Here is a 23,790-nt window from a genome sequence, read left to right on the forward strand (position 1 = left end):
TCTACTCCGCCCAGTGCACGGTTGCGCCGCCAAGGACGGCCTTGATCGGAGCCTCAGAGGGCGACAGCCCGCGCGCCCGTTCCAGCGCCTCGCGCTTTTCCTGCCCGAAGATCAGGATATGTTTCGACAGCGCGCCATTGAGCACGGGCGCGGTCAGCGTCACGCGCGGCTCGGGCGCACCTTCGGCCCGCATCGGCATCAGGATCGGCGCGCGTTTGTCGAGCGCATCCTCCAGCCGGTCCGCGCCGGGAAAAAGCGATGCCGTGTGCATGTCAGCGCCCATTCCCAGAAGCACGACCGACAGCGGCAACTCGGGCGCGATGATCTCCGCGATCTCGTCCAGACGCTCTTCCGGTGTCTGGCAGGGCATGTACATCGGCAGGAGCCGTGCGTCGGCGGCCTTCTCCACCAGCAAGCGCTCGCGCAGGAGCCGCGTGTTCGAACGCTCGCTGTCCTCGGGCACCCAGCGCTCGTCTGTCAGCATCACGTCGACCCGCGACCAGTCGAGCTGCACCGAACAGAGATCGTCGAAAACCGGCCCCGGGGAGGTGCCGCCGGGCACGGCAAAGGTCACGCGCTCGGCCTGCGACAGCGCCGAGCGCAGCTCGCCGGCGATCTTGTTGGCCAGGTTGATCGCGAGCGCCTCGCGGTCGGGATAGCTGATGAACTCCATTGGGGTCTCTCCGTCCGAACCGGTGTCTACGTCGCGGTGAGGCTAACAGCCCGCACCGGCCCTCGTCATGCCTTGATCTCGCGCCAGCGCCGGCCGTCACGATGCAGGAGCATGAGGCTGTCCTCTGGCCCCGGCCCACCCGGATCATAGGGTTTCGGCACGTCGCCGCGCGCCTCCCATCCCTCGATGATCGGATCGGTCCAGGCCCAGGCGGCCTCCACCTCGTCGCCGCGCATGAACAGCGTCTGGTTGCCCCGGATCACGTCCATGATGAGCCGTTCGTAAGCGTCGGGCACCGCCTCGGTATCGGGGCCGAGCGCGTCGGCAAAGGTCATGTCGAGCGGCACGTCCACAAGGCGCATGCCACCGGGGCCCGGCTCCTTGATCGTCACGTCGAGGGTCATGCCCTCGTTCGGCTGCAACCGGATCGACAGAACGTTCCGGTGCCGTCCGGCATCCGCGCCGAAGATCGAATGCGGCGCATCCTTGAAGACGACCGCGATCTCGGAGGTTCGTGCGCGCAGCCGCTTGCCCGTACGCAGGTAAAAGGGCGTGCCTGCCCAGCGCCAGTTCGAGATATTCACGCGCATCGCGACGAAGCTTTCCGTGCGCGACTTCTCGTTCTCGACGTGTACGCGGTAGCCCTCTTCGTCCCCGCCGGCGGCATATTGGCCGCGCACCATGTGGTGCGGTTCCACCGGATCGAGCGCGCGGATCACCTTGAGCTTCTCGTCCCGAACCGCGTCGGGGTCGAATTTCGCGGGCGGTTCCATCGCGATAAGGCACAGAAGCTGCATCAGGTGGTTCTGCACCATGTCCCGCATCGCGCCGGACTTGTCGTAATAGGATCCGCGCCCGCCGACACCCACGGTCTCGGCCACGGTGATCTGGATATGGTCGACGTATTGGGAATTCCACAACGGCTCGAACAGCATGTTGCCGAAACGGACGGCCATGAGGTTCTGCACCGTCTCCTTCCCGAGATAATGGTCGATCCGGTAGATCTGCGTCTCGTCAAAATGCTGGGCGAGCGTTGCGTTCAGGCTTTTGGCCGAGGCCAGATCGTGACCGAAAGGCTTTTCCACCACGATCCGGCTTTCCGCGTCGGCGAGACCTTTGTCGCGAAGCCGCTCTGCGATCGCGCCGAACAGCGACGGGCCGACCGAAAAATAGAAAGCACGGATAGTGTCGTCGCGCAGATGGCTCTTGAGCGCCTCCCAGCCGTCATCCCCTGTCGCATCCACGGCTTCGTAATGAACACGCTCGAGAAAGCTCGAAAGCTGACCGGGCTCGTGCGGGGTCGATCCGAATTCCTCGATCGAGGCGCGCACCATCTCGCGGAATTCCTCGACGCTCATTTCAGAGCGTGCGGCGCCGATGATCTTGGCCTCGGGCGGAACCTGTCCGGCACAATATCGGCGGAAAAGACCTGGCAGGATCTTGCGGCGGGCCAGATCGCCGGTGCCGCCGAAGATGACGAGGTCGAAACTGTCGACCGGGATGACGCGGGATACCATGGACCGTTGCTCCGATTCGTCCTGTCTTGTGCCCTTCCTGCCCGGCAGATGCGTCTATTCGCAATGCCCTGACCGGAAAGGACGCGATTTAGTTAGCGCTAACGCACGCGCACTGACGGGTTAGCCCAACTTGGCCGCCCTGTCTAATGCCTTGACGCGCTTGCCGTCCGAGACGGGCCATGCCACCACATTGCGACAATACCGATCGGAGATACGCATGGCGCCGCGCAAGATCATCATCGACACCGATCCAGGCCAGGACGACGCGGTCGCGATCCTGCTCGCGCTGGCCTCGCCCGAAGAGATCGAAGTGCTCGGGATCACCACGGTCGCGGGCAACGTGCCGCTGGAGCTGACCACGAAGAACGCGCGCATCGTGTGCGAACTCGCGGGCAAACCGGACACCCGCGTCTTCGCAGGGTGCGACCGCCCGCTTGGCCGCGATCTCGTGACCGCAGAGCATGTGCATGGCAAGACGGGTCTTGACGGCCCCACCCTGCCGGAGCCGACCATGCCGCTTCAGGACCGGCATGCGGTCGATTTCATCATCGACACGCTTCGCGAGGAACCCGAAGGCAGCGTCACGCTCTGCCCGCTCGGGCCGCTGACCAATATCGCGACCGCACTGGACCGCGCGCCCGACATCGCCCCGCGCATCAAGGAGATCGTGCTCATGGGCGGGGCCTATTTCGAGGTGGGCAACATCACCCCCGCCGCCGAATTCAACATCTACGTGGACCCCGAGGCGGCGAAACAGGTCTTCGGCTGCGGTGCGCCGATCACCGTCATGCCGCTCGACGTCACGCACAAGGCGCTGGTCACCAAGCCCCGGAACGACGCCTTCCGTGCGCTCGGCACCCCGGCCGGGGTCGCGGTCGCCGAGATGACCGATTTCTTCGAGAGGTTCGACAAGGAGAAATACGGCTCCGAAGGTGCGCCGCTGCACGATCCGTGCGTGACCGCCTATCTCATCAAGCCCGAGCTTTTCTCGGGACGCCACATCAACGTGGAGATCGAGACCACCTCCGAGCTGACACTCGGCATGACGGTCGCCGATTGGTGGGGCGTCTCCGGCCGACCGCCGAACGCCACATTCATGGGCGATCTCGATGCGGACGGGTTCTTCGCGCTGCTGACGGACCGGATTGGGCGGCTATGAGCGGCTTTCTACTCTATGGACACCCGGATTCGGGCCATGCGTGCAAGGTCGCGCTGGCGCTGCGCCTTGCGGGCCAAGCGCACGAGACCAAGCGCATCGACATCTGGGCCCCACGCGAGACGCGGGATGCAGCGTTTCTTGCCGCCAGCCCTGCCGCCGAAGTGCCCTGCCTGATGATCGACGGTGCGCCGCATGTGCAATCGGGTGCGATCCTGCTCGACCTTGGAGAGCGTTTGACCGGCCTGGGCGGAAACAACGCGGCGGGGATGCGCCGCGCGCGGGAGGTGCTATTCTGGGAAGCCAACCGGATCGGCATGTGCCTGCCGCAGCTGATCGAAGCGCGCAGGACCGGAGCGGCCCCCTTGCCGCCCGGCGCTGTCGCGTGGCTCGAGGGCCGCTTCGCGGTGGATCGCGACCGCTTCGATCTTCTGCTCGGCGATGCGCCGTTCTTCCACGGCGACGCGCCGGGTATCGCCGATTGCGCGGTTTGGGGCTATGTCCAGTGGGTCGAGAAGGCGGGGCAGACCCCGTCAGCCGCGATGGCGGCATGGCTGACAAGGATGCGCGATCTGCCGGTCGAGACGCGGCCCGAGGCGCTCTTTCCCGCCTGAGCCGCGGGGCTTCGCCGATCGCAGGGTCGCCCCCTTTCGCAGACGGGGCGAATGGCCTAGTGCACAGCCCAAAGCGGCGCGCAGGAAAGGCCCCCATGAAATCGCTTCATCTTGCCAGTCCCGGCGACGCGGAAAAGCTTCTGCCTCTCGTCGCGGCGTTCCATACCGAAATGGGCTTCGGCACCGATGCCGAGCATCAGGCGCAGGCGATCGCGCCGCTCCTCGACGGCTCGCCGCACGGGGCAATCTGGCTCGTGGGGCCGCGCAAGGCCCCGGTGGGCTATATCGTCATCACCTTCGGCTGGTCGGTCGAGTTCGGCGGGCTCGACGCCATCGTCGACGAGGTTTACGTGCGCCCCGCAGTGCGCCGCCGCGGCATGGGCGGCGAGGCGCTCAACGAGATCGCCAAGGCGCTGAAGGATGCGGGCGTCCACGCTCTGCATCTCGAGGTGGCGCAATCGGACGACCAGGCGCAAAACTTCTATTCCCGCGCCCGGTTCAAGACGCGCGACGGTTACGTGTTCATGTCGCGCATCCTGCGGTGAGCGGTCAGCTCATCGAAGCGACGACGATCACCATGAGGATCGAGTAGAGCATGATCCCGCCCCCGATCATCCAGACGGGGTAGTTCCTGCCGACGCTCGCCTTGGCCAGCTCCTTGGCCTGGTAAATGAGATCCGGCCACGTGTAGCTGACGAAATCGCCTTGCGTGAAGACCATTTTGATCCGTCCCTCGGCATCCACGACCGGGAGGCGGCGGAAGCGCTCGTTCGACATGATGCGAAGCCAGTCGATGAGATCGTCGTCCTCTTTCGCGACGCGCGGATCGCGGGTCATGATCTCGGAGAGCTTGACCTCGGCCGCGTTCTTCTCGGACCCGACGATCTTTCGCATGACGTCGCGCTCGGTCACCACGCCGATCACCTTGTTGCCCTCGTCCACGATCATGACCGAGCCGTAATTCTTCTCGTTCATCGCCTTCACCGCGGCGAGAACGGTTTCGCCTTCGGGCATGGTCAGGGGCTTGGGTTTGCTCTTGAATTCCGGACGATCCTTGATCGCCATTCCGACACGGTCCGTCGCAGCCATGAGGGATCTCCTTCTTTCTCGGTCAATTCAAGGAGCTAGCGTGCCCCGCCAAAGAGCCAACCCTTTGCGAAGCTGCAATGCCCGGCCTATATCCCTGCTATGACCTTCGCGATCCCCTTCGATAATTCCTACGCCCGCCTGCCCGATGGCTTCTACACCCGGCTCGATGCGACGCCGGTCACCGAGCCGTCGCTTGTCGCCTTCAACAGCGAATTGGCCGCCGAGCTCGGCATCGGCGAGGCCGATCACGAGACGCTGGCGCGCATCTTCGGCGGCAACGAGAACCCGGAGGGCGCAGAGCCCCTCGCGCAGCTTTACGCGGGGCACCAGTTCGGCACGTTCAACCCGCAGCTCGGCGACGGTCGCGCGCTGCTTCTGGGCGAGGTCGTCGACAGATCCGGCATCCGCCGAGATATTCAGCTCAAGGGATCGGGCCGCACACCCTATAGCCGGATGGGCGACGGACGCGCCTGGCTCGGGCCAGTTTTGCGCGAATACGTGGTCTCCGAGGCGATGAATGCGCTTGGCGTGCCGACCACGCGGGCACTGGCGGCGGTCCGCACCGGCGAGAACATCCTTCGCGAAGGCCCCCTGCCCGGCGCGGTCCTGACGCGCGTTGCGGCGAGTCATATCCGCGTCGGCACGTTCCAGATCTTTGCCGCCCGCCGCGACTACGACGCGCTCCGCGCGCTTTACGATTACACCGTCGCACGGCATTACCCGGACGCCGCCGATCCGCACGGTCTTCTGGATCGTGTGATCGCGAAACAAGCAGCCCTTGTCGCGCAATGGATGAGCGTCGGCTTCATCCACGGCGTCATGAACACCGACAATTGCACGCTCTCGGGCGAGACCATCGATTACGGCCCCTGCGCTTTCATGGACGATTATCACCCGGACCGGGTCTTCTCCTCGATCGACCGGATGGGGCGCTACGCCTATGCGAGCCAGGCCGATATCATCGTCTGGAACATGGCGCAGCTCGCGACGGCGCTTGTGCCGCTGTGCGAGGATCAGGAAGCGGCGGTCAAACGCTTCACCGACCAGGTGCATGCCATGCCCGATCTCATCCGCGCCGAATGGGAGGCGCGCTTCGCCGCCAAGATCGGCATCTCCGAGCCGCGCGCCGAGGACAAGATGCTGGTTGCCGAGCTTCTGACGCTCATGCAGGAGAACCAGGCCGATTTCACCAACACCTTCCGCGCCCTCTCCCGAGGCGCAGGCCGCGACGAGTTCACGGATCGCGCCGCCTTCGACGGCTGGGCAAAGCGCTGGCAGGAGCGGATCGCGGATGAGACCGAGCCCGAAGCCCTGATGCGCCGCACAAATCCCGCCTTCATCCCCCGCAACCACCGGATCGAAGCGATGATCGCCTCGGCCGTTGCCGGCGACGATGCGCCCTTCCACCGCATGAACGCCGTGCTTGCCCGTCCGTTCGACGATCAGCCCGAGGCGGAGGATCTGGCTCGCGCTCCATTGCCAGACGAGGTTGTCCCGGCGACCTTCTGCGGCACCTGAGGGGGAATGCGCTTGCCACCAAGCACGATTCAGCCTGTCTGCGCTTTTGATATTGCGAAGGATGGCAGCACCAAGCCCGCCGATCCGCTCACACCGCAGCCCGAAGGCGCGCTGCGCTGGATTCATCTCGATCTAGGCGATCCCGCGCTCGAAGACTGGCTATTCGCCAACCTGCCCGAGCGCGCCGCCGAAGCGCTCGTCCAGCCCGAAACCCGACCGCGCGCACTGGCGCATGATGGTGGGGTGATCGCTGTGCTGCGCGGGTTGAACCTTAATGAGGGTGAGGATCGCGACGACATGGTCGCGCTTCGGATCTGGGCGTCCAAGACGCTGTTCGTGACCGTGCGTCGGCGCCGCGTCTTCGCCGCGCAGGATCTCGAGGCGCGCGGCAAGGCCGGCCACCTGCCCGCCAGTGCCGACATGCTGCTCGTCGCGCTGGCCGAGAACTTCACAAGCCGGATCGAGGAAAATGGCGTCGCGCTCGAAAACCGTGTCGATACGCTGGAGGACATCCTTTTCCTCGACGACCGCGACCCGTCCTCGAAGGAATTGCCCGAGATGCGCCGCACGGTCATCCGTCTCAGCCGCTTTCTCGGACCGCAGGCGCAGGCGCTTGCACGCCTGGCACGGCCCGACATGAGCCTGATCGGACCCGAGGCGCGCGAGGATCTGGAAGAGATCGCGAACCGCGCCGAACGCGCCGTCGAGGAAGTGCAATCGACCCGTGACAGGCTCGAAGCGCTCAACGATCATCTCGATCAGGCCCGCAACCTGCGGCTCGCCAAGAACTCTTACGCCCTCTCCATCGTCGCGGCGGTCTTTCTGCCGATGGGGTTCCTGACCGGGCTTTTCGGCGTCAACGTCGCGGGCATGCCCGGAGTCGAGACGCCCTCGGCCTTTGCGCTTCTGACCCTCGGCAGTATCGCGCTCGGAGGCGGGGTCTTCCTTGTCCTTCGCGCCTTCCGACTATTCTAACCTTATGGGCTGCGCTGCCACATCTTTTGTGCAACCCTCTCACCCAAACGCCTCGAACAGGAGCTAAGCCATGGGCCTGATGAAAACTCTCACCAAAGTCGCCTTGGGATATGCCGCCGCGCGGGGCGTCGACCGGATGTCGGGCGGCAAGGGCCTGCAAGGACTGATCGGCGGCGGCGCACAGATCAAGGGCGCGCATCCCGCGACCAAGGCGGGCAGCCAGGTCACGGACCAGATGCAGCAGGGCGCGACCCAGGCGGCCGCCCCGATGCAGGCGCTGTTGGCGAACCTTCGCACGGCGGGCTTCGATTTGTCTTCGATGATGGGCGGGCAAGGAAACCAGGCGGGGCAAGGCGGCGCGCAGAAGGGCCTTCTGTCTTCGATGCCGTCGACGGGCGGCGGTGGCTTCGCGGGCATGCTGGCCGCGGCCGGTGGCGCGGCGGCGATGGGCGGCAAGGGCGCGGGCGCCCTCCTCGACCAGTTCAACATGGAGAAATCCGCGCCCGAGCTCGAAAAGAGCGCCGGCCTCATGCTGCGCGCGATGATCCAGGCGGCCAAGGCCGACGGTCATATCGATGCCGAGGAGAAGGCGAAGATTCTCGAGCTTGTGGGCGACGATGCGACCGAGGAAGACCTCGCCTTCATCAAGGCCGAGCTCGAAGCTCCCATCGACATCAAGGGCCTCGCCGACGCCACGCCTGAATCGCAGAAGATGCCGGTCTACTCCGCTTCGCTGATGACGATCCGCGTCGATACGGACGAGGAAGCCGAATATCTAGACCGGCTGGCGCAGGCGCTGGGGCTCGACGAGCCCACGGTGAACGCGCTGCATGTCCAGATGGGCAACAAGCCGCTCTACGTCTGAGCCAGCCTGCATGACCTCCAGACACCCGGCCTTCGGGATCGGGCTGGCTGCCTTCGGCGCGCTGGTCCTGTCGCCCGACGCACTCTTCATGCGCCTCTCGGGCATGGACGGGATGCAGATGGTCTCCTGGCGCGGCACCTCCATGGGCGCGCTCTTCCTGATCGCGTGGGCTTTGACCAGCAGGAACCGCGCGCGCGACATCGCGATGCTCGGCACCGGCGCGGGTCTGACCATCGTGGGCGCGCAGGTTCTGAATGCGATGCTCTTCCCGACCGGCATCGCGCTTGCCCCGGTGGCGGTCATGCTGATCGGCGTGGCAACCGCGCCGGTCTGGTCCGCGCTCCTGTCGCGGTTCCTCTACGGAGAGACGACGGGCCGGGCGACATGGATCACCATCGGCTTGGTTCTCGCGGGCATCGCCATCGCCGTGACCGGCAAGGGCGATCTCGCCGTCTCGCCTGGTGCGGCGCTCGGCGCGCTTTGCGGCGTCGGGGTCGCCTTCGTTCTGGCGCTCAACTTCACGACGCTGCGCTTTCACGGCGAGGTGCCGATCCTTCTGGCGATGGGGCTGGGCGCGCTCTGCGCCGGGATGATCGGGATCTCGGTCACCGGCCCGGCGCAGATGCCTGTGGGAAACGTGCCCGCGATCCTCCTGACCGCGCTTCTCATCCTGCCAATCTCGTTCTTCTCGCTGTCTCTGGCGTCACGCTACACAGCGGCGGCCAATGTGAGCCTTCTGATGCTCCTCGAGACGGTGCTCGGGCCGCTCTGGGTCTGGATCGGGACCGGCGAAGCCCCTACCTCCCGGATGCTCACCGGGGGGGCTATCGTGGTCGGCGCGCTCGCAATCTATCTCGCCCGGCCGAAGCGGCGCGCGCGGATGTGAGGCTACTGGCCAAGCCGTCGAAAGCGGGTTAGCCCGAGGACGCAACTTAGCGGAGCCCTCATGGACAATGTGCGCGGCGCGCTCCTGATGATCCTCGCCATGGCGGGGTTCGCGGTCGAGGACGCCTTCATCAAAACCGCCGCGACGGACATGCCGACGGGTCAGATCCTGATCGTGATCGGATGTGTGGGCGGTGCGGTCTTCTGGGCGATCACCCGGCGGCGGGGCATCCGGCTGCTGACAGGCGATCTTCTCACGCGCCCGGTCATGCTGCGAAATCTCTCCGAAATCGCGGGCACGATCGGGTTCGTCACGGCGATCACCACCATCCCGCTCTCGACCGCTTCTGCCATCGCGCAGGCGATGCCGCTCGTCGTGACGCTCGGCGCGGCAGTGTTCTTCGGCGAGGCAGTCGGCTGGCGGCGCTGGTCCGCGATCCTCGCGGGCCTCGTGGGGGTGCTCGTCATCATCCGTCCGGGCCTTCAGGTCTTCGACCCCAATGCGCTCTGGGCGGTGCTGGCTGTGTTCGGGCTCGCGGCGCGAGACCTCGCGGCGCGGGCGGTCCCGAAAGGTATCCCCCATCTTCAGCTGGCCGCGTACGGGTTCCTGAGCCTCATCCCGACGGGCCTCATCCTGATCCTCGCATCGGGCGAGGCGCCGGTCTGGCCGGACGGGCGGCTGACGCTCCTTCTGGCAGGCGCGGTCCTGACCGGGATGCTGGCGTATTACGCGATCACCTCGGCCTCGCGCACGGGCGAGGTGTCGGTGGTCACGCCCTTCCGCTTCTCTCGCATGCTCTTCGCGCTTCTCATCGGCGTCACGATCTTCGGCGAGAGGCCGGACCTTGCCACCTATCTCGGCGCGGCGCTCATCATCGGCTCGGGGCTCTACACGTTCCTGCGCGAGCGCCGTCTGGGCCGGATCGAGGCGCGAAGGCGCGAAGCCCGCTATCACTGAGCCCGCCTGCGTTTACAGCGCGCGGCAGGCTGGTATAGGTCGAAGGCAACGACATGCGACAAGGGACAGGAGCCCACCCATGAGCATCATCATCGACATCTTCGCCCGAGAGATCCTCGACAGCCGCGGCAACCCGACCGTCGAGGTCGACGTCACGCTCGAGGACGGCACGATGGGCCGCGCCGCGGTCCCCTCGGGTGCGTCGACCGGCGCCTACGAGGCGGTAGAGCGGCGCGACGGCGATGCCGGCCGCTACAAGGGCAAGGGCGTGATGGACGCCGTCGCCTCGGTCAACGGCGAGATTGCCGAAGAGCTTCTGGGCATGGACGCGACCGAACAGGTCAGCATCGATCAGACGATGATCGAGCTCGACGGCACCGACAACAAGGGCCGGCTCGGCGCGAACGCGATCCTCGGCGTCTCTCTCGCGGTCGCGAAGGCCGCCGCCGACTACACCGAGCAGCCGCTCTATCGCTACGTGGGCGGCACCTCGGCGCGCGTTCTGCCGGTGCCGATGATGAACATCATCAATGGCGGCGAGCACGCCGACAACCCGATCGACATCCAGGAATTCATGATCATGCCGGTCGCCGCGACCTCGATCCGCGAGGCGGTCCGCATGGGCTCCGAAGTTTTCCACACGCTGAAGAAAGAGCTCTCTTCTGCGGGGATGTCCACGGGCCTCGGCGACGAGGGCGGCTTCGCGCCTGAGCTGAAGGGCACGCGCGATGCGCTCGATTTCATCCTCAAATCCATCGAGAAGGCCGGCTACAAGCCGGGCGAGGACATGTATCTCGCGCTCGACGCCGCCTCGACGGAATACTTCAAGGACGGCAAGTACGAGATGAAGGGCGAAGGCCTCTCGCTCACGCCCGAAGAGAACGTCGACTACCTCGCCAAGCTCTGCGACGAATATCCGATCATTTCCATCGAGGACGGCTGCTCGGAGGACGATTGGGACGGCTGGAAGATCCTCACGGACAAACTCGGTGAACGCGTCCAGCTCGTTGGCGACGATCTTTTCGTGACGAACCCGACGCGCCTTGCGGACGGGATCTCGCGCGGCGTCGCCAACTCGATGCTGGTGAAGGTGAACCAGATCGGATCGCTCACCGAGACGCTGGCGGCGGTCGATATGGCTCACCGCGCCCGCTATACCAACGTGATGTCCCACCGCTCGGGCGAGACCGAGGACGCGACCATCGCCGATCTCGCGGTGGCGACGAATTGCGGACAAATCAAGACGGGCAGCCTCGCGCGCTCGGACCGGCTGGCGAAGTACAACCAGCTCATCCGCATCGAGGAAGCGCTCGGCGAGACGGCGATCTATGCCGGCCGCTCGATCCTGAAGCGCTAAGGCGTGCTTTCTGGCTGGCCGGTCTCGGGATCGGCCGCCAGGGCAAGGGTTTCCGGGGTCTGGGACCGCGCAAGCGGACCCGCCTGGAAATCGGTCTTCTGCGCCTTCGGCACGGCCGCCGTCGTTCTGAGCCGCAGGATCGCGAAGACGATCAGCAGGACATGTGCGACCCCGATCACGGCAAAGAGTGTCGCCGCGCCGTAAGCCGTCATCGCATAGCCCGCGAGGGTCGGCCCAAGAATCGACCCCAGGCCGAACACCAGAAGCAGCCCGCCGCTGACCTGGATGAACGATCCGGGCTCGGCGTGATCGTTCGCATGGGCGACGATCACCGGGTACATCGCGAAGACACTCGCCCCGAAGAGCGCAACGAGCGCGAGGACCAACGTGCGCCCCGGCTCTCCAGCCATGATAAAGAGCCCGTCCGCCACAACCGCGACGAGGGCCACTCCGATCAGCACCTTGCGCCGCTCGAACTTGTCCGAAAGGTATCCGACCGGGATCTGCGCCACCGCGCCCGCCAGGATCGGAATGCTCGCGAAGAGTGCGATATCGGACAGCGACAAGCCGATCCGTGCGCCGTAGACCGCCGCGAGCGTGCCGAACGAAGCATTCGCGATGCCGATCATGAAGACCGAGAAGACCGCGACCGGCGAATTGCGCCAGAGCGCGCGAAGATTGAGCGAGACCTGCGTCAGCGGTTTCGGCGTCATCGTCGCGCTCATCGCGGTCGGCAGAAGCGCGAGACAATAGACCATCGCGGCGATCACGAAGAAGACGTAACCGGACGCATCGCCGAGGGTCAGCGACATCTGTCCGGCGGTGGAGGCGAAGAGGTTCACCATCGTGTAGACGCCGAAGATCCGCCCGCGAGAGCCCGCCTCGGCGCGCTCGTTCAGCCAGCTCTCGACGATCATGGCCGCGCCCGCGAAACAAAAGCCCGACAAGGCCCGAACCGGGATCCAGACCCAAGGCGTAATGAGGAGCAGCGACAGCAAGACCGCGATCGCGGCAATCGCGCACATCGCGCCGAAAGACCGGATGTGGCCGACCCGCGCCACGAGTCTCGGCGTACCGAGACAGCCCGCGACATATCCAATGGCCCAGCCTGTGCCGAGCAGGCCGAGCGAAGCCGCTGTGAAGCCTTCCGCCTCACCCCGGACCGGCAGGATCAACCCGTTGAGGCCACCGGCAAAGAGGAGGAACGCGGACCCCATCAAGAGGGCCGTCAGAGGAAGAAGGCTGCGTACCATGACACGGAAGCTGGCGGTTGTGGTCGCCCGCCTCCTATCAGCCTTCGAAGGCGGCGATCAATGCCTCGGCCAGCGGCAGGGCCGAATAGCCGAGGTCTGACGGCGTAAGGCCCAGCCGCACGATCACCATGTCTTCCGACGGGAAGATGCCGACCGATTGCCCGTCATGACCGCGCATCCAGAACGCGTCTGCGAACTGCGCGCCGTTCCGGGTCCCTTCGAGCCAGAGATGTCCCTGCCCGTAGCGTCCCTCGGACGCGGCGACAGGCGCTTCCATCCAATCCGTGAACCCTTCCGGCAGAAGCCGCGCGCCGCCCCAGGAACCATCCTGCAGAAGGAATTGGCCGAACCGGGCCCAGTCACGCGCGGTCGCGTACATGTAGCTCGAGCCGACATAGGTATCTTCGGCATCGGTCTCCATCACGGCCGAATTCATGCCGAGGGGACCGAAAAGCGCATCGCGCGGATAAGAGAGGCTGCCGTCTCCCACAACGTCCTGCCAGCGGCGCGATAGCATCGTCGAGGTGCCGGAAGAATAGGTGAACTCCGCGCCGATCTCAGCCGCGAGCGGCTTGTTCGAGGCGTAACCGGCCATGTCATCGGTCAGGTAGAGCATCGAGGTCACGTCGGTGACGTTGCCGTATCCTTCGTTCCATTCGAGCCCGCTCGACATCGCCAGCATGTCTTCGACGGTGATCGCCGACCGGTCGTCTTCGGACCAGGCCGGGAAACTGCCCGTGAGATCGCCGTCGCGCGTCATCTCTCCCGACGCGATCAGCGTGCCGATCAGACCGGCGGTCACGGTCTTGGTCATCGACCAGCCAAGAAGCGGCGTCTCGGCGTCGAATCCTTCGGCATATGTCTCTCCAACGATCCGGCCGCCGCGCACGACGACAATCGCGCGGTAACCAGGGCCGAGCAGCGCCTCGTCCGACAGAACGGCGTCTATCTCGGGATCCTGCGAGGGCGCGACCTCGTTGCCTTCGGGCCAGAGCCCTTGAACGTCAGCGGTTACGGGTTCGAGTTCGGCATCGCTGAGCGCCGCGCCGTGAACATTGGTGCAACCAAGCCCCGGCCGATATTCCGAGCGCGCTGGTGCGAAGAACCGGAACAGGCGCGCGTCGACGGCACGCTCGTCTTCATCCACGGTGACGGAGATGTGCCGCAGCAGAGGGTGGCCAGGCGCCTGCACGTCTTCGGCCAGCACCTCGCCCGCATCGCGACCGGCGAGGAAGACGTTGGAACAGACGATCTTCGCGGAATAGTTCGTGCCGACCCGCAGAAGGTCCGGCGGCGCGACAAAAAGGAACCCGATGAGCCCGACAGCCGCGACGACGATGACGCCAATCACCCCGGCAAAGATTTTCCTGAACATCAGATTGAGCCCTTCCCGCTACGTGCGGGACCAGACTGCGCGAGCCAGAGGGCGGCTTCCAGCCTTCCGCGGCGTTACCGAGACCGCTCCTGCCCGGCCCTCAGCTCTCGGGCGCACTTTCCTGATAGACACCCTGCTCTTTCAGCGCGTCGACCACCTCTTTGGGCATATAGGTCTCGTCGTGCTTGGCAAGGATCTCGCTCGCCTCGAAGGTGCCATTCACGTAGCGCCCGGTGCCGACCATGCCCTGGTTCTCTTCGAACAGGTCGGGAAGCACGCCGGTATAGGTGACGGGCACGCTGGCACCGCCATCGGTGACGCGGAAGGAAATCGTCTCCCCCTGCCCGCGCACGAGGCTGCCCTCCTCGACAAGCCCGCCGATGCGAAACACCTCGTTCGGCGCGGGCGGCTCTTCGGCGACCTGGCTCGGCGAGCGGAAGAAGTTGATCCCGTCGCGCATGGCATAGCCGATGAGCGCGGTGGAGATCACCAGCGCCACGGCTGTCAGGGCAACGATCTGGATGCGGCGTTTCTTCTTGAGCGACGTAAGGGCCATGTCACCTCGGAAATAAGGGTATCAGCGAAGATATAATCGATCGGGCGGACCGCGCCTAGAGGCGCTCCTGCCGCAGGGCTGCCTCGTGCCGGGCGCGCAATTCGGCCTCGAGATGCCGGGCAAGCGCTTTGCGATCCGCGAAATCCCCAACGGCGACGGGCGGTGCGAAGACAAGCGTGACGGAGCCGTGTCGCTTTGCCGCCAGCATCCGCAGAAGATGCGGGCCAAAATCCATCTCACCCCACCACCCGTAGAAGTCAGGCCGCGCCGATTTTGGGGCGTGGTAGATGACCGCGACGGATTGCAGATGCATCCGCTCGCTCAGCCCCTCGGTGCGGAACGCTTCGAACAGTGTCGTCTTGAAGGGCAGCACCCGCATCCCGTCCGTGGACGTGCCTTCGGGAAAGAAAAGCAGACGATGCCCGTGGCGGAGCCGCGCCTCGAAAAGCCTGGCCTGCGCTGCGGCATGACGGCGGTCGCGCTCGATGAAAACGGTGCCCGTTGCCCGGGCGAGCCAACCAATCCCCGGCCAGCCGGCAACCTCGGCCTTCGAGACGAAATAGAGGTTTGTCGCGGCGTTCAGCACGAAAATATCGAGCCAGGACGCATGGTTGGCCACCATCGCGCCGGGCTCTTGCAAAGGCGTGCCCTCGCGCACGACCTTGATCCCGAGGATCGCGAGCGAGGCTTGGCACACGCAGCGCGTGATCGAGGGCGTCACCGGCCGACGCATGCCGAAAAGCGGACGCTCGATGAGGCGCAGAACCAGCGTCAGCGCCAGCCCGCCAAAGACGACGCAGCCCATCGGGGCGCCGCGCAGCGCGATCCTCAGCCAGTCGCTTGGTCCGAAGATCGGCTGCGGCGGCTCGGGTGCACCGTGCCAGGTGCTCATGCGCGACCCTTGGCGTAAATCGCCCGCCGCATCGGCTCGAGCGTCGCTGTGTCCATCACGAGGCAGACATCGACGGTATTGAATGCGCGGTCCACGAACGCGCCCTCGCCTACCGCACCGCCGAGCCGCAGATAGCCCTTGATCAGCGCCGGGGTCTCTCGCACGGCCCGTGGCCGGTCCAGCGCGTCTTGAGGAACCAGATCCATCCGCTCGAACGCACGGGAGCGCACACGCAGCACTTCGGGTGCGAGGTGATTGTAGTGAAGATTGGACAGCGGCTGAGCCAGCGCCGAGGTATCGGTGCCATGAAAGGAGGCAACGCCGAAAAGGATCTCGATCCCGTGACGCTCCACATAATCGGCAAGCCCCTGCCAGAGATGCATCATCCCAGGCCCGCCGCGATAATCGCGGTGCAGGCACGAGCGCCCGAGCTCCATCAACCGGCGGCCCGAGGCGTGGAGCGGCGAGAGGTCGTACTCGTCCTCGGAATAGAACTGGCCGATCTCGCGGGCCTGCGTGTCGGGCAAGAGACGGTAGACGCCGACAACGGGATCTGCGGGACGCGCATCGTCAAATAGCAGAAGGTGGTCGAAGATCGGATCGAACCGGTCCATCTCGAGCCGCGCCGCGTGATCGACCATTGCGCCCGATCCGCCCAACTCCTCGACGAACACCTCGTAGCGCAAGCGCTGCGCGGCACGAAGATCGGCCTCGCTCTCGGCAAGGGCCACGCGGAACTGAGGAGCGGTCTTGAACATCGCGAGATGAACTGCCTGATCGTCGTTTCGCGCCCGTTTAGGACAGCAGGGGACCCGATTGCAACTCGAGGCCGGTCCGAGGGTTCGGCCGTTAACCCTTTGCTAACGATGCGCGGCTAGTCTTCGCCGAAGATCGGCACAAGCGACACGCGCTTGCCGTCGATGACGACCTTGCCTTCTTCCCGGAAGTTGACCGTGATGCGCCCACCGATATTCGATTGCACCTGCCCGCGCCCCCATTCGGGCTTGTCGGGATGCTCCACGATCATGCCGGGCTCGAGGATCGAATTCAGGTCTTCGGACATGGGGGACTCTTGTGTCTGAACTCGCCACTCTCGATGGGCGCGACGTTGATCTTGCCGGGCTGATCGGCGCTCGCATCTGTCATGACCTGATATCTCCGATCGGGGCTATCGGCAACGGGCTGGAACTTCTGGAACTGTCCGGCGCAAGCGCCCACGCGCCCGAGATGACACTTGTCGCGGAAAGCCAGCGCGCCTGCGTCGCGCGCATCGGCTTTTTTCGCGTGGTTTTCGGGCCTGCCGGCGCCGATGCGCTGATCGCCCCGACCGACGCCGGCCGCCTGATCGCGGACTTTGCGAGGGATGGCCGCACAAGCCCGGTCTGGCGCGTCGAAACAGCCCTGTCTCGCGCAGAGCTGCGGTTCGGTTTTCTGGCGTATCTCTGCCTCGATACGGCCCTGCCGCGCCGTTGCTCGGTGGAGATGCGCCATGAGGGCGGCCGGTGGCAGCTCTTGACCCAAGGCGCCCTCCCCCGTCTCGACAAGGCGCTCTGGGGTGGGCTGACCGCCCCCGGCCAGACCCTAGAGGTCACGCCCGCGACGGTTCAATTCGCGCTTCTCGCAGAGGCTGCGCGGACAGCAGGGCGTGACATCCGGCTCGACGTCGATGCCGAAGCGGTCACGCTTTTCATCTGACCGGCAGGATCAGGCGCGCACCGTACCGTCGCCGACGACGATATATTTGAACGAGGTCAGCTGCTCGACGCCCACGGGGCCCCGCGCATGCATCTTGCCGGTCGCGATCCCGATTTCAGCGCCCATCCCGAACTCGCCGCCATCGGCGAACTGGGTCGATGCGTTGTGCATTAGGATCGCCGAATCGACGCGCGCGAAGAACCGCTCCGCCGCGCTCGGCTCTTCCGTGAGGATGCACTCGGTATGCGAGGAGCTGTAGCGCGCGATATGCGCGATGGCCGCGTCGATATCCGGCACGACCCGGGTGGCCACGATCATATCGAGATATTCGCGCCCCCAATCCTCCGCATCGGCAGGGGTCACGCCGTCGATGGCTTGAAGGCGCTCGTCGCCACGCACCTCGACGCCCTTGTCGATCAGTGCACGGATCACGCCCTGCCCGATCGTTTCCACCACGTCTTCGTGGATCAGAAGGCATTCCGCCGCGCCGCACACGCCTGTGCGCCTGGTCTTCGCATTCAGCACGACATCGAGCGTTTTCTGCGGGTCGGCGTCCTTGTCGATATAGATATGCACGATCCCCTCGAGATGCGCGAAGACCGGCACCCGGGCCTCGCGCTGAACGAGACCGACAAGACCCTTGCCGCCGCGCGGCACGATCACGTCCACATACTCCGTCATGCCGAGAAGATGCGACACGGCCGCCCGGTCGCGCGTCGGCACGAGCTGGACGGCATCCTCCGGCAGACCAGCCGCCTGCAAGCCCTGGACAAGGCAGGCATGGATCGCGCGGGAGGAATGAAAGCTCTCCGAACCGCCGCGCAGGATCGCCGCATTGCCCGCCTTGAGACAGAGCGCACCGGCATCGGCGGTCACGTTCGGGCGGCTCTCATAGATCACGCCGATCACACCGAGCGGTGTCCGGACGCGCGAGATATGGAGCCCCGTCGGACGGTCCCATTCGGCCATGACAGATCCGACCGGGTCCGTCAGCGCCGCGACCTCGCACAGCGCCGCCGCAATGGCCGCAACGCGCGCATCGTCAAGCATGAGCCGATCCATCATCGCATTCGAAAGACCCTTTTCGCGGCCGAACTCCAGATCCTGGGCGTTCGCGGCAACGATCTCGGCCTTCTGCGCGTCGATGGCGTCCGCGGCTTCGGTCAGGGCACGGGTCTTGGCCGCAGGTGTGGCATAGGCCAGCTCAGCCGCCGCCGCTTTGGCGCGTGCGCCGATCTCGTCCATCGTCGCGGCGATATCGCTGTGGTCTTTCATCTCTGTCGCCCTCTTCTCTGGCAGCGCAAGCCTAACATGGCTCAAAGCGCCATGTCGTCCCTGTGGATCAGCACGGCCCGGCCCGGATAGCCGAGGATCGCCTCGATCTCGTTGGACTTGTGTCCCCGGATCGCGCGCGCCTCGGCCGCGGTGTATCGCGTCAGCCCATAGCCCAGCATCGCGCCGCCCACAGTCTTGATCGCAACCGGATCGCCCCGACCGAAACTGCCTTCGACATTGGCCACGCCCGCGGGCAGAAGCGACCGGCCCGCCGTGAGCGCGGTCTCCGCGCCGGCATCGACAACGAGGGCGCCGCGGGGTTTCATAGCCGCGATCCAGCGCTTGCGGGCGGTATGCGGGTCGGTCTGAGGCGTGAACCATGTCACAGGCGCGCCCGCTTCGAGCGCGCTGAGTGGCTTCACCCCCGATCCTTCGGTGATCGCCATCGCACAACCGGCCGCCGTCGCCGTCTTGGCCGCGAGAATCTTGGTTTTCATGCCGCCCTTGGACAGACCTGACCCCGCATCGCCGGCCATGGCCTCGATCTCTGGCGTGATGCGCTCGATCACGTCGAAGCGCCGCGCGCCGGCATCGAGCGCGGGATTTCCCGAGTAGAACCCGTCGACATCCGACAACAGGATCAGCTGGTCCGCCCCGACCGTCACGGCGACCTGCGCTGCGAGCCGGTCATTGTCACCATACCGGATCTCGTCGGTCGCGACGGTATCGTTCTCGTTCACGATAGGCACGACGCCATGCGCCAGCAGCGCTTCCATCGTGGCGCGCGAATTGAGGTAACGTCGGCGATCGGCGCTGTCCTCGAGCGTGACGAGCACCTGCGCGGTGGTGATGCCGTGGGGCGCGAGGCCCTCTTCCCAGGCGCGGGCCAGCCGGATTTGACCCACAGCCGCCGCCGCCTGGCTCTGCTCGAGCGGCAGGTCGCTGCGCGGCAGGCCCAGCACGCCGCGCCCGAGAGCGATGGAGCCCGACGAGACCAACACGACATCAGCGCCCCGCGCGCGCAGCCGCGCCACATCCTCGGCCATACCGCGCAACCACGCGTCGCGGAACGCCCCGGTTTCCTTGTCGACGAGTAGCGCCGAGCCGATCTTGACGACGACGCGGCGCGCGTCGCTCAGGGCTGCCATCCGCCGCTCTCCTCCTCGTCGCCCGCTTCTTCGCGGCGGCGCAGCGCACGGGTCGCCTCGACCTCGGCGCGCAGCGCGCGCAGAACATGGGTGACGCCCTCGCCCGAGATACCGGACATCACGAAGACGCGGGATCCGGCCACCTCCTCCAGTTCCTCGCGCAGGAAAGTCCGCTCTTCCTCGTCAAGCGCATCGACCTTGTTCAGAACGGTGATGCGCGGCTTGTCGGCGAGTCCCGATCCGTATTCCTCGATCTCGTTGATGATCGTCTTGTAATCCTCAAGGAGCGTGCCGGACGTGCCGTCCACGAGATGCAAGAGCGCCGCGCAGCGCTCCACATGTCCCAGGAACAGATCGCCGAGGCCCCGTCCCTCATGGGCGCCCTCGATGAGGCCCGGAATGTCCGCGACCACGAATTCCACGTTGTCGACGCCGACGACCCCAAGATTGGGATGCAGCGTGGTAAAAGGATAATCGGCGATCTTCGGCCGCGCATTGGAGGTGGCGGCAAGGAAGGTGGACTTGCCCGCGTTCGGCAACCCCAGGAGCCCCACATCCGCGATGAGCTTGAGCCGCAGCCAGATCGTCCGCTCGACGCCTTGCTGACCCGGGTTGGCGCGGCGCGGCGCCTGGTTCGTGGCGCTCTTGAAGTGGACGTTGCCCCAGCCGCCATTGCCACCGCGCGCAAGCTCGACCTTCTGTCCAAGCTCGGTAAGGTCCGCGAGAACGGTCTCCTGGTCCTCATCAAGGATCTCTGTCCCCACGGGCACGCGCAGGGTGATGTCTTCGCCGTCGCGGCCCGTTTTTTGACGGCCCATGCCTGCCTGGCCGTTCTGCGCGAAGAAATGCTGCTGGTAGCGGAAGTCGATCAGCGTGTTGAGCCCGTCCACGGCCTCCACCCAGACAGACCCGCCCGAGCCGCCGTCGCCACCATCCGGGCCACCGTATTCGATATATTTCTCGCGCCGGAAGCTCGCAGCACCCGACCCGCCGGAGCCGGAGCGGATATAGACCTTGCAGAGGTCGAGGAATTTCATGAGCCGGGCCTTTCCTGTCGCGCCCTCGCCGATACGTCCAAAACGCGCCGGCCTCAAGGGATCGGCTTACAGGCGGCGATCATACCGCCTGTCGCACACCCCTCTGCTCATGCGCGTCAGGCGAGCTTCTTGATGTAGGTCCAGGTCGGAACCTTGGCCTCGCGAGCGACGCAGAACGTCTCCGCATCGCCGATATACTCAAAGCCGAGCTTCGTCAGCACACGCGCCGAAGCGGTGTTGTCCTGGAAGACGCTGGCGAACATCGTGCCATTTCGCATCGGGTTGGCCGCGACCAAGGCTTCGACCGCATCCGAGGCAAGGCCGGTATTCCACAAGGCCGGCACGACCCAATAGCCGATCTCGGACTGGTTGCGGTCCATCCGCTTGAGAGAAATCACGCCCATGAGCTCGGGTAGATCGGACTTCTGACCGTCGATCGCCCAGATATCCTCGGTCCGATCGGGGGCATTGGCGCGCGTGACGTAGGCTTCGGCCGCGCCGGGCGGATAGGGATGCGGGATCGCGCCGGTCATGCAGGCCACGCGCTTGTCGCCGGCGTGATGGGCGATGAGACCCTGATCCGACATGCGTAACGGGCGCAGATCGAAGCGCGCCGTCTCGATGACCGGCTGCGTGATGACCTGGTCGAGGCTCATTGTGTCTCTCCTCCACTCATGCCCGCGCATTCCTCCAAAGCTGATGCCGGCATGCATGTTAAATTGGTCTCGGTCCGTGCGATGTCCAGATTATCTTGCACCGAAATGACCAAGCCGTTTCCGGCCATGTCGAGAACGAAAAAAGGGACCGGTGTTTCCACCGATCCCCTGGTTATTCGTGCCCGACGGGGTCGGCTTACTCGGCGGCCTCGGCCACTGGAAGAACGGATACGAAGGTACGTCCCTTGAGACCTTTCGAAAAGGTCACGGAGCCTTCGGCCGTTGCGAACAGCGTGTGATCCTTGCCCATGCCGACGCCATTGCCTGCATAGAACTTGGTGCCGCGCTGACGCACGATGATGTTGCCGGGGATCGCGCGCTCGCCACCGTAGAGCTTTACGCCCAGACGACGGCCGGCGGAGTCGCGACCGTTGCGGGAGGAACCGCCTGCTTTTTTATGTGCCATTGGTTAAGTCTCCTGTCTCAATCGCGGCTCAGGCTTTCGCCTTCGCCTCTTCGATCCATTCGGGTTTCAACTTAACAGCGTCGAAGCTGTCGGCGTCGAGTGCTGCAAGCTGGGAAAAGCTCGTGATCCCGGCTTCGTTCAGCTTCTTTTCTGCGGCAGGGCCGATCCCGTTGATTTCCTTGAGATCGTCCTTCGCGCCTTCGGAGACACCGGCCGCGGGAGTCGGCTTCTCTTCGGCTTCGTCGTTCTTCACGCGGGCCTTCATGTCGGCCTGCTCCGCCCGGTTGGCGGTGTAGCGCTCTTCGCCGAGCCCGCGGGGCAGCGTGCCCGCACCGACGGCCGCTTTCACGCCGGACTTGTCCGCACCCGAGGAAAGGATGTCGGTCACGCGGATCATCGTCAGCTGCTGACGGTGGCCCTTGGTGCGCTTCGACGAATGCTTCCGGCGGCGCTTCACGAAGTGGATGACCTTGTCACCCTTGATCTGATCGACGACCTCGGCCTGCACGGCCGCACCATCGACGAGGGGCGCGCCAACCGTGAGGTCGTCGCCGCCCAGCATGAGAATCTCGTTGAACTGGACCTTGTCTCCAGCATCGGCAGCCAGCTTTTCGATCCGAAGCGTGTCGCCCGCCTGGACCTTGTATTGCTTGCCGCCGGTCTTCATCACCGCGAACATGCGCGTCTTCCTTGTTCTCTCTCGCGTTCTTCGGCCCCCGCCCCGCGGGTGTTCCGGGGTCGCCCCCGCCTCGAACAGCGCGCCCCGAATTGCGGAGCGTCATTGCGTTCAAAAATGACAAGCGGGGCCGTAAGCCCCATCGTCAGAACCGCGCTTATGCAGATGCAGCCCTGTCCTGTCAAGCAGTGTCGCGGGCTTCTGAGCGCTAAAGATCCGTCGCCGCCATCTCGGACGCGGCGGCCAATCCCATCGCGTAGGAGATGTCGTTGTACATCGCGTTGAACCCGGCAAACAGCGCCCGGTTGAGCGCCCGTCCCGCCTCGCTTTCGGAAAGCTCCACGTAGCGTGTCAGCTCGTCCTCGGAGAGCGGGCCGTAGGCCATCAGAAGGTAGGCATGCACCCATTCTGTCGTATCGTTTCGGGTGTCCTCTTCCTGGCTCCAGATTTCCGACAGCATCTCGCTTTCGCTCATCTCGAGCGCGCCGCCATCGGCGAGGCCATTGTAGAAGGCAAAGGACGCGTTGAGCGCGCCCGACACGTTCTGCTCGACAAGATCATTGGCCTCGACGAAATCCTCGACGAGCCCAAGGCGGACGTCGTCGCCGCCCTCGAGATCGCGGTAGCGCTCCCGCGCGGCGTCCTCGACATCCTCGTCGACCATCGCCTCGCGCGCCTCGATCTCGAGCGTGACGACCTCCCGGCCGAGATCGGAGGTGAAGAAGTCCAGAAGCGGAGCGGCCATATCCTCGGGCAATGCCTCGCGGAAGGCCGTCCGCACGGCTTCTTCCATCGCCTCGACATCGTAGACCCGCGCGACCGAGGCTTCCCAGCTCTCGCTCGTGCCGCCGAGCATGTTGTCGGCCAGATCGCGTCCGTAATCGCGCCCTTCAGCCTGCATCACCGCAACCGTCTCTTCGATCTTGAGCGCATCGAGAAGGTCGTCGGCGGTCTGGGCCACCCCGGGACTGGCGAGCGAGACGGCGAATGCGGCGGCAAAAGCGCGGTGAAACATAGTGAACGATCCCTTGTCTGTCCCGATTAGAGATACGCACCGCCCGCATCATGTCCAACCACAATACGCAGACGTGAAATTTTGCGTCTGCCCGGGTTGCACAGCCCCCGCGGCTTCGTTACATGCCCCATCCACAGAC

At 65.4% G+C, this 23,790-nt stretch carries 26 protein-coding genes; 10 read left to right on the forward strand and 16 right to left on the reverse strand.

The genetic code is table 11. From position 1 onward, the window contains the following. Position 1: 1 nt before the first annotated feature. On the reverse strand, positions 2–673 hold the full coding sequence (gene pgl / locus BM171_RS06540; protein ID WP_093010020.1) for a 6-phosphogluconolactonase: 672 nt from the start codon (positions 671–673) through the stop codon (positions 2–4). Positions 674–738: 65 nt separating this feature from the next. Continuing rightward, positions 739–2,190, reverse strand: a complete 1,452-nt coding sequence (zwf, locus tag BM171_RS06545; RefSeq protein WP_093010021.1) for a glucose-6-phosphate dehydrogenase — start codon at positions 2,188–2,190, stop codon at positions 739–741. A 217-nt stretch (positions 2,191–2,407) separates the two neighbouring features. Here zwf and BM171_RS06550 point away from each other — a divergent pair, with 217 nt between their 5' ends. The 3 genes from BM171_RS06550 (at position 2,408) to BM171_RS06560 (ending at position 4,505) form a co-directional block, all read left to right on the forward strand. Next, positions 2,408–3,349 carry a nucleoside hydrolase gene (locus BM171_RS06550; RefSeq protein ID WP_093010022.1) on the forward strand — a complete coding sequence of 314 codons (942 nt, stop codon included), beginning with the start codon at positions 2,408–2,410 and terminating at the stop codon, positions 3,347–3,349. After that, positions 3,346–3,960, forward strand: coding sequence for a glutathione S-transferase family protein (locus BM171_RS06555; RefSeq protein WP_093010023.1), 615 nt, complete (start codon positions 3,346–3,348; stop codon positions 3,958–3,960). The genes BM171_RS06550 and BM171_RS06555 overlap by 4 nt, the downstream gene beginning before the upstream one ends. Before the next feature lie 95 nt (positions 3,961–4,055). Continuing rightward, complete coding sequence (locus BM171_RS06560) at positions 4,056–4,505, forward strand: GNAT family N-acetyltransferase (RefSeq protein ID WP_093010024.1); 450 nt, start codon at positions 4,056–4,058, stop codon at positions 4,503–4,505. 4 nt (positions 4,506–4,509) lie between these two features. Here BM171_RS06560 and BM171_RS06565 read toward each other — a convergent pair whose 3' ends face one another. Next, positions 4,510–5,049, reverse strand: a complete 540-nt coding sequence (locus BM171_RS06565) for a CBS domain-containing protein (protein ID WP_093010025.1) — start codon at positions 5,047–5,049, stop codon at positions 4,510–4,512. 99 nt (positions 5,050–5,148) lie between these two features. On the opposite strand from BM171_RS06565, the gene BM171_RS06570 reads away from it, so the two are divergent. The 6 genes from BM171_RS06570 to eno all read left to right on the forward strand — a co-directional run bounded on the left by BM171_RS06570 (position 5,149) and on the right by eno (position 11,607). Continuing rightward, entirely contained in the window at positions 5,149–6,567 is a 1,419-nt protein-coding gene (locus tag BM171_RS06570) for a protein adenylyltransferase SelO (protein WP_093010026.1), read from the forward strand. A gap of 12 nt (positions 6,568–6,579) precedes the next feature. Beyond that, positions 6,580–7,542, forward strand: coding sequence for a CorA family divalent cation transporter (locus tag BM171_RS06575; protein WP_175497501.1), 963 nt, complete (start codon positions 6,580–6,582; stop codon positions 7,540–7,542). Positions 7,543–7,612: 70 nt separating this feature from the next. After that, on the forward strand, positions 7,613–8,407 hold the full coding sequence (locus tag BM171_RS06580; protein WP_093010028.1) for a DUF533 domain-containing protein: 795 nt from the start codon (positions 7,613–7,615) through the stop codon (positions 8,405–8,407). Positions 8,408–8,417: 10 nt separating this feature from the next. After that, positions 8,418–9,293 carry a DMT family transporter gene (locus BM171_RS06585; RefSeq protein ID WP_093010029.1) on the forward strand — a complete coding sequence of 292 codons (876 nt, stop codon included), beginning with the start codon at positions 8,418–8,420 and terminating at the stop codon, positions 9,291–9,293. 60 nt (positions 9,294–9,353) lie between these two features. Then, positions 9,354–10,250, forward strand: coding sequence for a DMT family transporter (locus BM171_RS06590; RefSeq protein ID WP_093010030.1), 897 nt, complete (start codon positions 9,354–9,356; stop codon positions 10,248–10,250). Between the two features lie 79 nt (positions 10,251–10,329). Beyond that, on the forward strand, positions 10,330–11,607 hold the full coding sequence (gene eno, locus BM171_RS06595) for a phosphopyruvate hydratase (protein WP_093010031.1): 1,278 nt from the start codon (positions 10,330–10,332) through the stop codon (positions 11,605–11,607). Here eno and BM171_RS06600 read toward each other — a convergent pair. From BM171_RS06600 to BM171_RS06625, 6 genes are all read right to left on the reverse strand, one after another. Further along, positions 11,604–12,860: an MFS transporter gene (locus BM171_RS06600; RefSeq protein WP_093010032.1), complete on the reverse strand. Its 1,257-nt coding sequence runs from the start codon at positions 12,858–12,860 to the stop codon at positions 11,604–11,606. The genes eno and BM171_RS06600 overlap by 4 nt on opposite strands. A 37-nt stretch (positions 12,861–12,897) precedes the next feature. Continuing rightward, on the reverse strand, positions 12,898–14,235 hold the full coding sequence (locus BM171_RS06605; RefSeq protein ID WP_093010033.1) for a serine hydrolase domain-containing protein: 1,338 nt from the start codon (positions 14,233–14,235) through the stop codon (positions 12,898–12,900). Positions 14,236–14,335: 100 nt separating this feature from the next. Then, positions 14,336–14,791, reverse strand: coding sequence for a cytochrome c maturation protein CcmE (ccmE, locus tag BM171_RS06610; RefSeq protein WP_093010034.1), 456 nt, complete (start codon positions 14,789–14,791; stop codon positions 14,336–14,338). 55 nt (positions 14,792–14,846) lie between these two features. Further along, on the reverse strand, positions 14,847–15,683 hold the full coding sequence (olsA, locus tag BM171_RS06615; protein ID WP_093010035.1) for a lyso-ornithine lipid O-acyltransferase: 837 nt from the start codon (positions 15,681–15,683) through the stop codon (positions 14,847–14,849). Then, positions 15,680–16,441 carry an L-ornithine N(alpha)-acyltransferase gene (olsB, locus tag BM171_RS06620; RefSeq protein WP_093010036.1) on the reverse strand — a complete coding sequence of 254 codons (762 nt, stop codon included), beginning with the start codon at positions 16,439–16,441 and terminating at the stop codon, positions 15,680–15,682. Before olsB ends, olsA begins: the two co-directional genes overlap by 4 nt. 116 nt (positions 16,442–16,557) lie before the next feature. After that, positions 16,558–16,746 carry a DUF3553 domain-containing protein gene (locus BM171_RS06625; RefSeq protein ID WP_093010037.1) on the reverse strand — a complete coding sequence of 63 codons (189 nt, stop codon included), beginning with the start codon at positions 16,744–16,746 and terminating at the stop codon, positions 16,558–16,560. An 11-nt stretch (positions 16,747–16,757) separates the two neighbouring features. Here BM171_RS06625 and BM171_RS06630 point away from each other — a divergent pair, with 11 nt between their 5' ends. Next, entirely contained in the window at positions 16,758–17,378 is a 621-nt protein-coding gene (locus BM171_RS06630; RefSeq protein ID WP_175497502.1) for a histidine phosphotransferase family protein, read from the forward strand. Positions 17,379–17,387: 9 nt separating this feature from the next. Here BM171_RS06630 and BM171_RS06635 read toward each other — a convergent pair whose 3' ends face one another. From BM171_RS06635 to BM171_RS06665, 7 genes are all read right to left on the reverse strand, one after another. Next, positions 17,388–18,653, reverse strand: coding sequence for a glutamate-5-semialdehyde dehydrogenase (locus tag BM171_RS06635; RefSeq protein WP_093010039.1), 1,266 nt, complete (start codon positions 18,651–18,653; stop codon positions 17,388–17,390). Positions 18,654–18,694: 41 nt separating this feature from the next. Then, a complete protein-coding gene (gene proB / locus BM171_RS06640; RefSeq protein ID WP_093010040.1) occupies positions 18,695–19,801 on the reverse strand; it encodes a glutamate 5-kinase in 1,107 nt (368 codons plus the stop codon). Next, positions 19,789–20,838: a GTPase ObgE gene (gene obgE, locus BM171_RS06645; RefSeq protein WP_093010041.1), complete on the reverse strand. Its 1,050-nt coding sequence runs from the start codon at positions 20,836–20,838 to the stop codon at positions 19,789–19,791. Before obgE ends, proB begins: the two co-directional genes overlap by 13 nt. A gap of 116 nt (positions 20,839–20,954) precedes the next feature. Beyond that, complete coding sequence (locus BM171_RS06650; protein WP_093010042.1) at positions 20,955–21,494, reverse strand: GNAT family N-acetyltransferase; 540 nt, start codon at positions 21,492–21,494, stop codon at positions 20,955–20,957. Positions 21,495–21,690: 196 nt separating this feature from the next. Next, the gene (gene rpmA / locus BM171_RS06655) at positions 21,691–21,960 is read right to left on the reverse strand and encodes a 50S ribosomal protein L27 (RefSeq protein WP_093010043.1); all 270 of its coding nucleotides are present in this window, start codon (positions 21,958–21,960) and stop codon (positions 21,691–21,693) included. 28 nt (positions 21,961–21,988) lie between these two features. Then, positions 21,989–22,639, reverse strand: a complete 651-nt coding sequence (locus BM171_RS06660) for a 50S ribosomal protein L21 (RefSeq protein ID WP_093010044.1) — start codon at positions 22,637–22,639, stop codon at positions 21,989–21,991. 205 nt (positions 22,640–22,844) lie between these two features. Then, positions 22,845–23,651, reverse strand: coding sequence for a DUF2059 domain-containing protein (locus tag BM171_RS06665; protein ID WP_093010045.1), 807 nt, complete (start codon positions 23,649–23,651; stop codon positions 22,845–22,847). Between the last annotated feature and the right edge of the window lie 139 nt (positions 23,652–23,790).

It is taken from the genome of Roseivivax halotolerans (genome assembly GCF_900115815.1).
Taxonomy (GTDB): domain Bacteria; phylum Pseudomonadota; class Alphaproteobacteria; order Rhodobacterales; family Rhodobacteraceae; genus Roseivivax; species Roseivivax halotolerans.